15 protein-coding genes are annotated in these 13,151 nt (G+C 63.7%); 3 read left to right on the forward strand and 12 right to left on the reverse strand.

What is annotated here, in order from left to right; genetic code table 11:
- Positions 1–44: 44 nt before the first annotated feature.
- From NKI10_RS18945 to rplS, 4 genes are all read right to left on the reverse strand, one after another.
- Positions 45–845, reverse strand: a complete 801-nt coding sequence (locus NKI10_RS18945; RefSeq protein ID WP_023687705.1) for a transporter substrate-binding domain-containing protein — start codon at positions 843–845, stop codon at positions 45–47.
- Positions 846–1,083: 238 nt separating this feature from the next.
- Complete coding sequence (locus tag NKI10_RS18950) at positions 1,084–1,581, reverse strand: MarR family winged helix-turn-helix transcriptional regulator (RefSeq protein ID WP_352861412.1); 498 nt, start codon at positions 1,579–1,581, stop codon at positions 1,084–1,086.
- The gene (locus NKI10_RS18955) at positions 1,578–2,006 is read right to left on the reverse strand and encodes an organic hydroperoxide resistance protein (protein ID WP_023694503.1); all 429 of its coding nucleotides are present in this window, start codon (positions 2,004–2,006) and stop codon (positions 1,578–1,580) included. Before NKI10_RS18955 ends, NKI10_RS18950 begins: the two co-directional genes overlap by 4 nt.
- Before the next feature lie 153 nt (positions 2,007–2,159).
- Positions 2,160–2,720, reverse strand: coding sequence for a 50S ribosomal protein L19 (gene rplS, locus NKI10_RS18960; RefSeq protein WP_352861414.1), 561 nt, complete (start codon positions 2,718–2,720; stop codon positions 2,160–2,162).
- A gap of 325 nt (positions 2,721–3,045) precedes the next feature.
- Here rplS and NKI10_RS18965 point away from each other — a divergent pair, with 325 nt between their 5' ends.
- A complete protein-coding gene (locus NKI10_RS18965; protein WP_023745412.1) occupies positions 3,046–3,798 on the forward strand; it encodes a sulfite exporter TauE/SafE family protein in 753 nt (250 codons plus the stop codon).
- Here NKI10_RS18965 and NKI10_RS18970 read toward each other — a convergent pair.
- The 3 genes from NKI10_RS18970 to rimM are packed head-to-tail and all read right to left on the reverse strand — an operon-like array spanning position 3,780 to position 5,513.
- Positions 3,780–4,226, reverse strand: coding sequence for a DUF4279 domain-containing protein (locus tag NKI10_RS18970; RefSeq protein ID WP_352861416.1), 447 nt, complete (start codon positions 4,224–4,226; stop codon positions 3,780–3,782). The two genes, NKI10_RS18965 and NKI10_RS18970, sit on opposite strands and share 19 nt — an antisense overlap.
- Positions 4,219–4,917, reverse strand: coding sequence for a tRNA (guanosine(37)-N1)-methyltransferase TrmD (trmD, locus tag NKI10_RS18975; RefSeq protein ID WP_352861418.1), 699 nt, complete (start codon positions 4,915–4,917; stop codon positions 4,219–4,221). Before trmD ends, NKI10_RS18970 begins: the two co-directional genes overlap by 8 nt.
- The gene (gene rimM, locus NKI10_RS18980) at positions 4,914–5,513 is read right to left on the reverse strand and encodes a ribosome maturation factor RimM (protein WP_023732892.1); all 600 of its coding nucleotides are present in this window, start codon (positions 5,511–5,513) and stop codon (positions 4,914–4,916) included. The genes trmD and rimM overlap by 4 nt, the downstream gene beginning before the upstream one ends.
- A 118-nt stretch (positions 5,514–5,631) precedes the next feature.
- On the opposite strand from rimM, the gene NKI10_RS18985 reads away from it, so the two are divergent.
- Both NKI10_RS18985 and NKI10_RS18990 read left to right on the forward strand, forming a co-directional pair.
- Positions 5,632–6,570, forward strand: coding sequence for a tyrosine recombinase XerC (locus NKI10_RS18985; RefSeq protein WP_023747380.1), 939 nt, complete (start codon positions 5,632–5,634; stop codon positions 6,568–6,570).
- Positions 6,571–6,644: 74 nt separating this feature from the next.
- Positions 6,645–7,706 (forward strand): TraB/GumN family protein, encoded by a 1,062-nt coding sequence (locus tag NKI10_RS18990; RefSeq protein ID WP_352861421.1) that lies wholly within the window; start codon positions 6,645–6,647, stop codon positions 7,704–7,706.
- A gap of 825 nt (positions 7,707–8,531) precedes the next feature.
- Here NKI10_RS18990 and lpdA read toward each other — a convergent pair.
- Genes lpdA through odhB form a run of 5 tightly spaced genes read right to left on the reverse strand, consistent with a single transcriptional unit; the run spans position 8,532 to position 13,113 of the window.
- Positions 8,532–9,938, reverse strand: a complete 1,407-nt coding sequence (lpdA, locus tag NKI10_RS18995; protein WP_352861422.1) for a dihydrolipoyl dehydrogenase — start codon at positions 9,936–9,938, stop codon at positions 8,532–8,534.
- Positions 9,939–9,961: 23 nt separating this feature from the next.
- On the reverse strand, positions 9,962–10,717 hold the full coding sequence (locus NKI10_RS19000) for an SDR family oxidoreductase (RefSeq protein WP_352861423.1): 756 nt from the start codon (positions 10,715–10,717) through the stop codon (positions 9,962–9,964).
- Positions 10,714–11,229: a hypothetical protein gene (locus tag NKI10_RS19005; protein ID WP_352861425.1), complete on the reverse strand. Its 516-nt coding sequence runs from the start codon at positions 11,227–11,229 to the stop codon at positions 10,714–10,716. Before NKI10_RS19005 ends, NKI10_RS19000 begins: the two co-directional genes overlap by 4 nt.
- A complete protein-coding gene (locus NKI10_RS19010) occupies positions 11,226–11,810 on the reverse strand; it encodes a hypothetical protein (RefSeq protein WP_352861427.1) in 585 nt (194 codons plus the stop codon). The genes NKI10_RS19005 and NKI10_RS19010 overlap by 4 nt, the downstream gene beginning before the upstream one ends.
- Before the next feature lie 10 nt (positions 11,811–11,820).
- Positions 11,821–13,113, reverse strand: coding sequence for a 2-oxoglutarate dehydrogenase complex dihydrolipoyllysine-residue succinyltransferase (gene odhB / locus NKI10_RS19015; RefSeq protein ID WP_023742114.1), 1,293 nt, complete (start codon positions 13,111–13,113; stop codon positions 11,821–11,823).
- Positions 13,114–13,151 lie beyond the last annotated feature (38 nt).

A 13,151-nucleotide genomic window follows, 5' to 3' on the forward strand; every position in this document is an offset into this window, starting at 1 on the left:
GCGGATCGACCCTCCCCACAAGGGCGAGGGTAAGGAGTCGGACATCACTGCCCCATCTTGTAGTCGAGAAACCACTTCTTGTTCAGCGCCTCGATCGTGCCGTCGGCCTTCAGCGCCGCGATCGCCGCGTTGACCGGTTTCACCAGGTCCGAGCCTTTCGGGAAGATGAAGCCAAAATCCTCGGTGCCGAGCGGGCCGCCGATCAGCTTGAGCTTGCCGCCGGAGGCATCGACATAGCCTTTGCCGGCGGTGCCGTCGGTCAGGACGACATCGACGTCGCCGGATTTCAGTGCCTGCACCGAAGCGCCGAAGGTCTCGAACTGCTTGATGCGCGGGTTCTGCTCATTGCCGTCGAGCACGCTGTAGACGGCGGTGTAGAACGGCGTCGTTCCGGCCTGCGCGCCGATCAACCCGTCCTTGAAGGCGGCGAAGGTCTTGGCGTCGGTGAAGCGGCTTTCATCGGCGCGCACCAGCATGAACTGCTCCGAACGCATATAGGGGTCGGAGAAATCGACCTTCTCCTTTCGGTCGTCCTTGATGGTGATGCCGGTCATGCCAATGTTGTACTGGTTGTCGGAAACCGCCTGGATCATCGCGTCCCAGGAGGTGTTCTGGTACTCCACCTTGAAGTTCAGCCGCTTGGCGATTTCGTCCATCGCGTCATACTCCCAGCCGATCTGCTTGCCGGTCTTGGCGTCGATGAACTGCAGCGGCGGATAGGCGTTTTCCGTCACCACCACGACCTTCTTGCCGCCGAGATCGGGCAGCGCATCGGCCGCCCATGCAGCGACGGGCGCGAGGAAACAGGCCGCGAGGGCGGCCAGCAGCAGCTTCGATTTGGTCATGACACGCTCCAGGATGAGAAGCCCGCTTGCAGCCGGGCTCGCATGAAATCCAGGCGCGACTTTAGCCGTCCGCAGACGGCTTGCAAGCCGGTCCGGTGCTCAGCGTCCGGTGAAAGCGGATTCCAATGCCTTCAACCAACGCGGTTTTAGAGCGCCCCGTGGTCGGAATTTATTCCGTGATTGCGCCGCCGGCAAACCAGGCCCCTCCTGGACACACGGGAACCCGTCAGATGACGGATCAGGATGGTGACGTAGCGTCACGCAGCTTGGCGACAAATCCGGTCAAGGTCCGGTGCAGCGACTTCAGCTCCTCGACTTCCAGCGGCATGGCGCAGGCAAGGCCTGCGGATACGTCCTTGATGCGGGCGCGCAGCGCCTGGCCCTTGGCAGTCGGTTCGACCAGCACGCGGCGCTCGTCGGCCGGATCGCGACGGCGGGTGACGAGACCAGCCGCTTCCATCCGCTTGAGCAGAGGCGTCAATGTCGCCGAATCCAGCCCCAGCGCCTCGCCGAGTTCGCCGACCGTGCTAGGCGCATGCTGCCACAGCGCCAGCATCGCCAAATATTGCGGATAGGTCAGGCCGAGCGGGTCAAGCAGCGGCCGATAGAGCTTGGTCATCAGCCCGCTCGCCGAATAGAGCGCGAAGCAGAGCTGCTGGTCGAGGCGCGGAACGGCGATCCTCCCGGCGGTGTCCGCCGGGACTTCGCTGGCCCTGGTTTCGGTCTTCGTCGTCATGCTGCCTTTGCCGGAAGCGCCACGGTCGAAAGCGCCACCTCGATATTGCCTTTGATCGCATTGGAATAGGGGCAAATCTGATGCGCTGCCGATACAAGCGCTTCCGCCGCCGCCTGATCAAGGCCTTTGGTCTCCGCGGCCAGTGCGACACCAAGTTTGAAGCCTTCACCATTGGGAAGCAGGCTGACGGTGGCGCTCACCGCCGCATCGTCCAGCGGCAGCTTCTGCTTGCGCGCGACGAAGCGGATGGCGCTTTCGAAGCAGGCGGCATAGCCGACCGCGAACAGCTGCTCGGGATTGGTGGCGCCACCCTGTCCGCCGAGCTCCTTCGGCAAAGCGAGGTCGACCTTCAGCAGGCCGTCGCTGGTCTCGCCGTGGCCGGCGCGGCCGCCGGTGACGCGAGCCTGTGTGGTGTAGAGTGCCATGTCAGTTCTCCATTTGCTTTGTATACGATCATTTAGTGTACAAGATAATTCGAGTCAACAGCCGTGGCGCAACTCTCGGCCGGCAATCGTTCACAGTCTGGTGAAACGAAAAAAGGCGGCCGAAGCCGCCTTCTCAAAATCCTTGGACCAGGTTTATTCGGCCGGGGTCGCTTCCGCCGCCTTTGCAGCCTCGTCGGCGGCGTTGGCGGCTTCGTCGGCGGCCTTCTTCTCGGCAGCTTCCTTGGCGGCCGTCTCGGCGGCCAGCGCCTGGGCAGCGGCAACCTTCTCGGCTTCGATGCGGGCCTTCTCGGCGTTCAGCGCGTCGCGTTCCTCATCGTTGAGCTTGCGGGCGCGCACGCCGGTGTTTTCCGAAATACGGGCCGACTTGCCGCGACGGTCGCGCAGGTAATAGAGCTTGGCGCGGCGCACCTTGCCGCGGCGCACGATCTCGACGCCTTCGACCATCGGCGAGTAGACCGGGAAAACGCGCTCGACGCCTTCGCCGTAGGAGATCTTGCGGACGGTGAAATTTTCCTGGAAGCCGGCGCCGGCGCGGGCGATGACGACGCCCTCATAGGCCTGGACGCGGGTGCGGGTGCCTTCGGTCACGCGGACCTGGACGCGCACGGTGTCGCCGGGCTGAAACTCGGGAAGCTTGCGCTTGGCTTCGATCTTGGCGGCCTGTTCGGCCTCGAGCTGACGGATGATATCCATCTCAATAGTCCACTTCTTGTTCTTCCGACAGTCAGAGCGTCCGACACTCGCCTGGCAGTTCCATTGACCGCTCGGCTATGCCCTTTGTCCCCGAGACATCTTGTCTTCGAAACATTGGGCAGGGGCGACTACACCGTCATTGTTGACGGTCCGGGAGATTTTTCTCGCCAGTACGGGCGGGCACATACAGCTATTTCACTGACTTGTCACGCCTTGGCCCTGTCTTTTTTGGTCGCATGCCACCACGCAATCGTCCAGTGCAGGGTTGCGCCGGCCCTTCAAGCTTCCTAATCCGGGAGCAGCACACTTGTCCGGCGGCCTCACAATGTCTGTTTTCGACGCAGTCCTGCTCTTCCTCGCGGGTTTTCTGTCAGGCGCCGTCAACGCCGTTGCCGGCGGCGGCACCTTCATAACCTTCGGCGCCATGACGCTGGCCGGCCTGCCGCCGATCGTCGCCAACGCCACGTCCTCGGTGACGCAGTTTCCCGGTTACATCACCTCGACGCTGGCTTACTGGACAGACATCAAGCATTTCTGGCGCGGCGCGCTGCTGCTTTGCCTGATCTCGGCTTTGGGCGCGCTGGCTGGTGCGCTCATCCTGCTGGCGCTCTCAAATCCGTCGTTCCGCGCGCTGGTGCCGTGGCTGCTGCTGGCGGCAACCGCCTTGTTCGCCGCCGGGCCGTGGCTCAAACCAACGCCGAAGCCTGGGCATGAAGCCACGGTGGGCTCTCTGACCGGTTCGCTGGCGCAGTTCGCCACCGCCATCTATGGCGGCTTCTTCGGCGCCGGCATGGGCGTCATGATGCTGGCGACGCTCGGCCTGACGCAATCCGGCGACTATCACCGGCTGAACGCGCTGAAGAACATGCTGGCCGTGGTCATCGCCGCCGTTGCCATACTGGTCTTCGTTTCCGGCGGCGTCGTCGCCTGGCCGCAGGCAATCGTCATGATCCCCGGCGGCGCGCTCGGCGGCTATGCCGGCGTCTGGATCGCCAAGCGCGTGCCGCAAAACGCAGTACGCGGCTTCGTCATCGCCGTCGGCCTGTTTCTCGCCGTCTACTATTTTGCCAAGGGCTGAGCGGCGAGAAAATCCGGCTCCAGACCATAGTAAATGTCCAGATCGAGCTTGATGCCACGTTCGCCCAGCATTTGCAGAGTACCCGGGGTAAATCCCAGACCTTGGTTTTCCTCGTCGAGCCAAACGCCGCAAAACATGTCGACCTTGAACCTCCGGACGAGATCGGCCCAGATGCCAAGGTCCGACGTGAGCGTCTTCAAGATGCTTGCAATCTGGTGATCGAGTTGATCGCCTTTGCCGGATTCAGAAGACAGCCTCCACAGCCCTTTCAGCGCGATGCGAGGTGGCTGACTTGGGGGATAGGTATGCAGGTCGCCTTTCCGAACGGCATAGGTCGGTTGGCCAGCCAGAAGCTTCGTGAGTTCGGCTGGATCAAGATCATCGCCGAAGAACCGTAGCGAAGCTGAACTCTGGCTGATCTCAGCCATTCTTGCCGAGCTCATTTAGCAAATCCGGCCGGCGCTCCCTGGTCAGCTTCTCGGACTCCGCACGCCGCCAGGCGGCGATCTTCTTGTGGTTGCCGGAGACCAGCACGTCGGGGATCGGCCTGCCCTCGAACTCCTGTGGCCGCGTGTAATGCGGGTGTTCGAGCAGGCCGTTCTCGAAACTTTCTTCCTCGCCCGACACCGCATTGCCCATGACGCCGGGCAACAGCCGCACCACGGCGTCGAGCAGCACAAGCGCCGCCGGCTCGCCGCCCGACAGGATGAAATCGCCGATGGAGACCTCTTCCAGTCCACGCGCCTCGATCAGCCGCTGGTCGACGCCCTCGAACCGGCCGCAAACGATGACGGCGCCTGGCCCGCCAGCCAGTTCGCGCACGCGCGCCTGCGTCAGCGGCTTTCCACGCGGGCTCATTAGCAAACGCGGCCGCGGATCGCCCGCCGGCGACGTGTGGTCGATCGCCTTGGCCAGCACATCGGCGCGCATCACCATGCCGGCGCCACCGCCGGCCGGGGTGTCGTCGACGGTGTGATGGCGATCGCTGGCGAAGGTGCGGATCTGGATAGCTTCCAGCGACCATGTCCCGACTTCGAGCGCCCGTCCGGCCAGCGACAGGCCTAGCCCGCCCGGAAACATCTCGGGATAGAGCGTCAGCACCGACGCCTTGAACGTCACCGGTTGCCTCCGGCTTCGCGCGGCCCGCGCGGTCGGCCCTTCGCGTCGAAATCTTCTTCGCGCGGCGCGTCGCCATCCTCATCCTCGACAAGGCCGGCGGCTGCCGGGTCGACGCGGAGAAAACCTTCGGCGATCGAAACCTGAGGCACGGCGGCCTGGGTGAACGGGATCAGCACGCCTTTGCGCCCGCCGAGGGTAACGTCGAGAATGTCGCCGCCGCCGAAATTATGCACCGCCACCACCTTGCCGATGACCGCGTCCTTATCGTCGCGGACTTCAAGTCCGACGAGATCGGCGTGGTAGAATTCGTCCTCCTCGCCATCGTCGGGCAGCATCGAGCGGTCGACGAACAGCTCGGTTCCGGCCAGCGCCTCGGCGGCGTTGCGGTCGGCAATGCCCTTGAAGCGCACCACCACGACGGTGTTGGCGGGCCTGATGTCGATGATCTGGAAGGCGCGGCCGTCCTTGGCATAGAGCGGCCCATAATCGGCCAGCGCCATCGGCTCGCCGGTGAAAGTCTTCACCCGCAATTCGCCCTTGATGCCGTGGGCGGCGCCGATCACGGCCATTTGCACGGGGTTCTGGGGCTTCGACATGGCTGATATCCTTTGCCCTGCTCTAGCGCCCTACCGGCGTCATTTCAATGATCGCCCGTGGCCATTTCAATGACAGGTTCTTCACCGCTTCCTAACCCGGCTGCCTGACAATGGCGGCATGCAGGAATTTCTCATCCCGGCAAAACCCGACCTCCAGGCAGCGCGCGAAAGCTGGCTGAAGATGCTGGCGCGCGAGCGCCGGCTGGCGCCGGCGACCGTCGAAGCCTATGAGCGCGACACGCGCCAGTTCCTGCATTTCCTCACAGGGCATTGCGGCGGCTCGCCTGGTCTTTCCGACATCGCCACTCTGCGCCCGGCCGATCTGCGCGGCTTTCTTGCCGCGCGGCGCAACGCCGGCGCCGGCGCCCGCACGCTCGGACGCGGCCTCGCCGGCATCCGCTCGCTGCTGCGCTTCCTCGAACGGCGCGGTCTCGCCAATGCCGCCGGTGCCGCTGCGTTGCGCGCGCCGCGCCAGCCGAAATCGCTGCCCAAGCCGCTGACCGCCAGCGATGCCAAACATGTCGTGTCGGTGGAAGGCCAGCTGGCTGAAGAGCCCTGGATCGCCGCCCGCAACGCCGCCGTGCTGACGCTGCTTTATGGATCGGGCCTGCGCATTTCCGAAGCGCTGGGCCTCAGCGCCGCCGACCTGGCATCGGAAGCCGACACCGTGCTGCGCGTCACCGGCAAGGGTGGCAAGACACGGCTGGTGCCGGTGCTGCCGGTGGCGCTCAGGGCAATCGCCGAATACCGAAAACTGTGTCCCTACCATCTCGATCCCAAGGGCCTGCTGTTTCGCGGCGCCCGGGGCGGGCCGCTCAACCCGGCCATCGTCCAGCGCGACATGGCCAGGCTGCGCTCGGCGCTGAACCTGCCCGACACCGCGACGCCGCACGCGTTGCGCCATTCCTTCGCCACCCATCTGCTCGGGCGCGGCGGCGACCTGCGCACCATCCAGGAACTGCTCGGCCACGCCAGCCTGTCGACGACGCAGGTCTATACCGGCGTCGACACGGCAAGGCTGCTCGAGATTTACGAATCCGCGCATCCCCGCGCGTGACACTGTATAAGTCCAGGACAATTTCCCCACGCCGGTTAACCGTTTCGCCGCTTTTCAGCTCTAGAACCGCAACCATGAAACGCGCCATTGCCATCGCCGACCGCGCCGCCCTTGTGTCGCTGAAGCTGCTCGTCGCGCTCAACGCCCTGTTTTTCCTGTCTTTCCTCATCGTGCTGCTGCTTGCCATGGGCAGGGCGCATGCCGAAGCCCCGGCCTGCGCCGGCGCCGATCTGCTGTCGGCCCTGCAGAAGGAAGACCCCGCCACCTATGCCAGGATCGAGACGGAAGCAGCAGCGACGCTGAACGGCAAGGGCCTGTTGTGGAAGCTGGAGAAATCAGGCGAAAAGCCATCCTTCCTGTTCGGCACCATGCACATGACCGACCCGCGCGTGACCACTCTGCCGCCGGCAGCCAGGAAAGCCTATGACGCTGCCGGCACCATCATCATCGAGACCACCGACGTGCTCGACAAGCAGAAGATGATGGAGGCCATGCTCAAGGAACCCGAGCTGATGATGTTCACCGACAACACGACGTTGTCGTCGCTGTTGTCGCCGGAGGATGCGGCGGTGGTGAACAAAGGGCTCGATGCGCGCGGCATTCCGCCGGCGAGCGTCTCCAAGATGAAGCCGTGGCTGCTGTCGGCCATGGTCGCGCTGCCGGTCTGTGAGGTCGCCCGTCAGGCAGGCGGCGCACCGGTTCTCGACGTCAAGCTGGCGCAGGACGCCAAGGCTAATGGCAAGCCGGTGGAAGGGTTGGAGACCGCAGCCAGCCAGCTGCGCGCCATGGCCTCGCTGCCGCTTGCGTTCCACATCAAGGGGCTGGTCGAGACCCTGAAGCTCGGCGACAAGATAAACGACATCAACGAAACCATGATAGTGCTTTACCAGCGCGGCGACACCGGCACCTTCTGGCCGCTGTTGCGTTCGATCTCGCCCGACGAAGAGGACGCAGGTTACGCCGAATTCGACCGGACGATGATCACCGGCCGCAACAAGGTCATGGCCGACCATGCCGCACCGATCCTGGCCAAGGGCAATGCCTTCATGGCCGTCGGCGCCATGCATCTTCCCGGCCCCGAAGGCCTGGTCGAGGATTTTCGCAAAGCCGGCTATACCGTCACCGCCGTCGACTGAGCAGCGCCCGTCTGAATACCGAATCACGTAAGCCCGGCTCTGTCCGGTGCGCAACTGATTCGCAAAGCGAAGGCGGTTGGCCCTATTTTTGGCGGAAAAGGCCAGCTAAGCTCGTTCTACCTCGTTCGTGATTGATTTTGCGGGGGAAAATACAGGCCAACAAGCGGTTGCGAATCAGAATTTTCCTGCGTTCGTCAATTTGAAGGCCTAGTATGAACCCGTTCAACGGTTGCGCGTTGAGGGGTGTTGATTGATGCTTTTCATCCACGGAGGACACTTTTATGGCGAACCCTAACGATCCAGCGCCCAGGTCGGGTGGTGGCAGCGGCTGGCTGATTGCGCTGGTCGTCGTCATCCTTGCGATTGTCGCGTACTATGTTTTCGGCAGAAGCGGCGAACATCCTGCGCCCGCAGAGCCGCCGGCAGCCAGCACACCGGCGCCCGCACCTGCACCGGCTGAGCCGATGAAGCCCGCCGAACCGGCTCCCGCACCAGCCCCTGCGCCCGCACCGGCTCCTGCGCCAGCTCCGGCACCCGCGCCTGCTCCGGCGCCGAGCCCTTAATCTGGCCAACTGATCTGGCATCTTGTTCCAGCCAAGAACGGCCTGCTGAAAAGCGGGCCGTTTTGTTTGGGGCACCTATCGGCGAGCGTCGCGATTCTTCACCGCCCCCTCTGTCCTGCCGGACATCTCCCCCTCGAGAGGGGAGATCGGCAGTTCACGAACAGCGCCCAATGGGAACGCATAATCTCGAAGGTTGGCGGAGCGTGGGTGCCGGCCAGAGGGTGGTGCTGTCCAGTCGGCGTGTCGCAACTTCCTGCCGGAATCAAATATGGATCGGCTTGAAGAACGTCGCCAGCGCTGCTTCCTTCACCGCTTCCGACATTGTCGGATGCGCGTGGCAGGTGCGGGCGAGGTCTTCGGAAGAGCCGCCGAACTCCATCAGCACCGCCGCCTCATGGATCATCTCGCCGGCGCCGAAGCCGACAATGTGGACGCCGAGCACGCGGTCGCTGGCTTTGTCGGCGAGGATCTTCACGAAGCCGTCTGTGTGCAGCATGGCGCGCGCGCGGCCGTTGGCGGTGAACGGGAATTTGCCCATCTTGTAGTCGATGCCGGCCTTCCTCAGCTCTTCCTCTGTCTTGCCGACCGAAGCGATTTCCGGGCTGGTGTAGACGACGCTCGGAATGACGTCGTAATTCACGTGGCCGGCCTGGCCGGCAATGGTCTCGGCCACCGCCACGCCTTCATCCTCGGCCTTGTGCGCCAGCATCGGCCCGGCGATGACGTCGCCAATGGCGTAGATGCCGGCCACGTTGGTCCTGAGATGCCCGTCGGTCTTGACCCGGCCGCGCTCGTCGACCTCGACGCCGGCTTCTTTCAACCCGAGGCTGTCGGAATAGGCCCGGCGTCCGGTCGAGATCAGCACCGCGTCGGCCTCGATGGTCTCGGCCGCACCACCCTTGACCGGCTCGAAGGTAACGGCGGCGCCCTTTTTGGCCTTGGTCACCCCTGTCACCTTGGAGCCGAGCTTGAACTCGAAACCCTGCTTGGAAAGCAGGCGCTGGAACTGCTTGGAGACCTCGCCGTCCATGCCGCCCAGGATGGTGTCGAGGAATTCGACCACGGTGACCTTGGCGCCGAGCCGTGCCCAGACCGAGCCGAGCTCCAGACCGATGACCCCACCGCCGACCACCACCAGATGTCCCGGCACTTTCTCCAGCGATAGCGCGCCGGTCGACGATACGATCACCTTCTCGTCCATGTCGACCTTGACGCCGGGAATGCCGGCGACATCGGAGCCCGTGGCAATAACGATATTTTTCGTCTCGATCTCCTCGACCTTGCCGTCCTCAGCCGTCACCAACACCTTGCCGGCCGCAACCACCTTCCCGGTGCCGCGGAAACTATCGATCTTGTTTTTCTTGAACAGGAAGGCGACGCCATTGACGTTGGCCGAAACGGTCGCGTCCTTGTGCGCCATCATCTTCTTCAGATTGAGTTTCGGCGCCGGTATCTCGACGCCCAGCGCATCGAAGGAATGGCCGGCCTCGGCAAACATTTCCGAGGCATAAAGCAGCGCCTTGGATGGGATGCAGCCGATGTTCAGGCAGGTGCCGCCGAAAGTGGCGTTCTTCTCGACCACCGCGACCTTGAGCCCGAGCTGTGCCGCCTTGATGGCGCAGACATAGCCGCCCGGTCCCGACCCGATGATAACGACATCATAAGCCATGTTCGTTTCCCTTAGCTTGGGGCTCAGCGGCCGCCGCTTACATTCAGGATTGCGCCCGTCGTGTAGGACGCTTCATCCGACAAAAGATGGAGAACGGCATACGCGACTTCATCGGCCGTGCCGGCTCGTTTCATTGGCAGCATGTCGCGGAACCGCTCGACCCGGTCCGGCTGGCCGCCCGAAGCATGGATCTCGGTGTCGATAATGCCCGGCCGTATCGCATTGACCCGCACGCCTTCGGTCGCGACTTCGCGCGCCAGGCCGAGCGTGAACGTGTCGATCGCCGCCTTGGACGCGGCATAGTCGACATATTCGCCGGCCGAGCCGTGTAGCGACGCCGCCGACGAGATGTTGACGATGGCGCCGCCCTGGCCGCCATGCTTGCTCGACATGCGTTTGACCGCTTCGCGCGCGCACAGGAACGAGCCGATGACATTGATGCGCATCATGCGCTCCAGCCGCGCCAGGCTCATCTCGTCGACGCGCGCCTTGACGTCGACGATTCCGGCATTGTTGACCAGGGCGTCGAGCCGGCCATAGGCGCTATCGACGGCTTCGAACATGGCGACGATGTCAGCCTCGACGCCGACATCGCCCTTGACCGCTATCGCTTCACCGCCGCCGGCCTCGATCTCGGCGACCAGCGCCTGGGCCGCGGCCTCGTTTGCGGCATAGTTGACCGCGACGCGGTAGCCGGCCTTCGCCGCAAGCCGGCAAGTGGCCGCACCAATGCCGCGGCTGCCGCCGGTGACCAGAAGAACTTTCTTCGCCGCGCTCATTCCTGGCAACCTTTCAGCAAAAACACATCCCACGGCAGTTTCGAAAAACCGTTGGAGCCAAAGGCGGACGACATCTGCAACGATGGACCCAGATCGGGGAAGATCAGGCTCTGCGGCGCGTCCGTGCCTTCGGCCGCCAGCAGCGCAATGTTGCCCTTGTCGTCGGCGCTGTAGACCACGCCCTGCCAGACCGTGCAGGCGGCAAGCTCGTCACCGGTGACGTCGCCGGTCGGGCATTTGTACATCAGCGATCCGTGCGGCCGCGAAACGCCCGATGTCCACATGACGATGCCGTCGAGGACGACACCTTTATCGAGCACCATCGTGAAGGAGTTGGTGACGGTGACCGCATCCGTCGTCGGCCGGAAATCGATGCCGGCATCGCTCTCGGCATCGCCATAGACGGCGAGAGCCAGCGGGCAGGCGGCCTGGGCGGGGATCGGCGTCGCCACCGCTGCTGCTAGCGACAGGGCCAGAACACGCTGCGAAATGCGGAAGGACCGGATTGTCATTCGTCGCCCTGAACATCCCGGTCGACAAGGAAGACCGCTGCTAGAAAGTAATCTATCTCAAAGTCAATTTTCGCATCCCCGTCCACCGGAATGGTGTTGATCTCATACTTGAGGGTCAAATAGCGGGAGCCTTCCGACAGTTCGATATAGATGTCGCGCTCATCGCCGCCACCGATTGTCCAATTGAACTCAGGCTTGTTCAGGACCTTCAGCGCTTTCGGCAACGCGTGAAATGCAATCGGGTCGTTGCCAGCCAGAATGGTTGGATGTCTTCCCAGATTGAGTTCGAAATCGCCGCGCCAGGTCGCCATCATGCCATTGAGTGCCAAGGCGGTCTTGGAAGGCTCGACGCTGATCGATCGCAAGCGAAAATCGGGGCTGAAGAAGAATTCGCAATTGGCGCCATAGATACACCACGCGGACTCCGTGTCCCCGTGGCGATAATGACCGTCCGCCCGCACATCCTCCGCGTCGATCAGTTGTCGAACCGCCTCACGGCTGCTTTTGCCGAGTTCGAGAGGACCCGCGCGGCCAGTCGTCAGGAGTTCGAACAGGTCGATCGGCTGGGCGGGCTCGGCCATCCCGGATCACTCACAGATCGAGCACCAGCCGTTCGGGATCCTCCAGGCTATCCTTGACGCGGACCAGGAAGGTCACGGCTTCCTTGCCGTCGACGATACGGTGATCGTAGCTCAGCGCCAAGTACATCATCGGCCGGATCACGATCTGGCCGCCGACCACGACAGGCCGGTCCTGGATCTTGTGCATGCCCAAAATGCCGGACTGCGGCGCATTGAGGATCGGCGTCGACATCAGTGAGCCGTAAACGCCGCCATTGGAGATGGTGAACGTACCACCCTGCATGTCGGCGACCGACAGCTTGCCGTCCCGCGCGGCAATGCCCAGCCGGCCGATGTCCTTTTCGATCTCGGCAATCGACATTTGGTCGGCATTTCGCACCACTGGCACGACGAGACCCTTTTCGGTGCCGACGGCAACGCCGATATGGGCATAGTTCTTGAAGATGATGTCGGTGCCGTCGATCTCGGCATTGACCGAGGGGATTTCCTTCAATGCGTGCGTAACCGCTTTGGTGAAGAAGCCCATGAAGCCGAGCTTCACGCCGTGCTTCTTCTCGAAGATGTCCTTGTACTTGGTCCTGAGCGCCATCACCGCCGACATGTCGACCTCGTTGAAGGTGGTCAGCATGGCGGCGGTCGACTGCGCTTCCTTCAGCCGGCGCGCAATGGTCTGGCGCAGCTTGGTCATGCGCACGCGCTCCTCGCGCGACGCATCGTCGCCCGAGGACGGCGCACGCACGGCGACCGGAGCCGGTGCGGCCTTCGGAATTTCGGCCGGCTGCGACGGCGCGCCCTTGGAAATCGCGTCGAGCACATCGCCCTTCAGCACCTGGCCGCGCTTGCCCGAGCCAGAAACCTGGTCGACCGACAGATTGTTCTCGGCGATCAGCTTTGCGGCAGCTGGCGCCGGCGGCATGGTGCGCGGCTCGACCGGCCCGGCATCGCCGGCAATCTTGGCGGTCTCGGCCGCGGCCTGCTTGGTCGTATGTGCCGCGTCGGGGCTCGACGCCTGCGACACAGCTTGCGGCTTGGTCTCCTGCTTGGACGCCGGGGCGGCGGCAGCGCCTCCAGCCGAGATCGAACCGAGCAGCGCGCCGACGCCAACGGTCTCGCCTTCCTTGGCGGTGATCTCGCCCAGCGTGCCGGCGGCGGCGGCAGGCACCTCCACCGTCACCTTGTCGGTTTCGAGCTCGACCAGCGGCTCGTCGACGGCAATGGCATCGCCGACCTTCTTGAACCACTTGCCGATGGTCGCCTCGGTGACGGATTCGCCGAGAGTGGGAACGCGGATTTCGGTAGCCATTGTGCCTGTTCCGTTTCTTCTCTGTCTGTTCTATTCGC

Origin of the sequence: Mesorhizobium sp. M0802, from assembly GCF_040320115.1 — a bacterium.
In the GTDB taxonomy this organism is placed as follows: Bacteria; Pseudomonadota; Alphaproteobacteria; order Rhizobiales; family Rhizobiaceae; genus Mesorhizobium.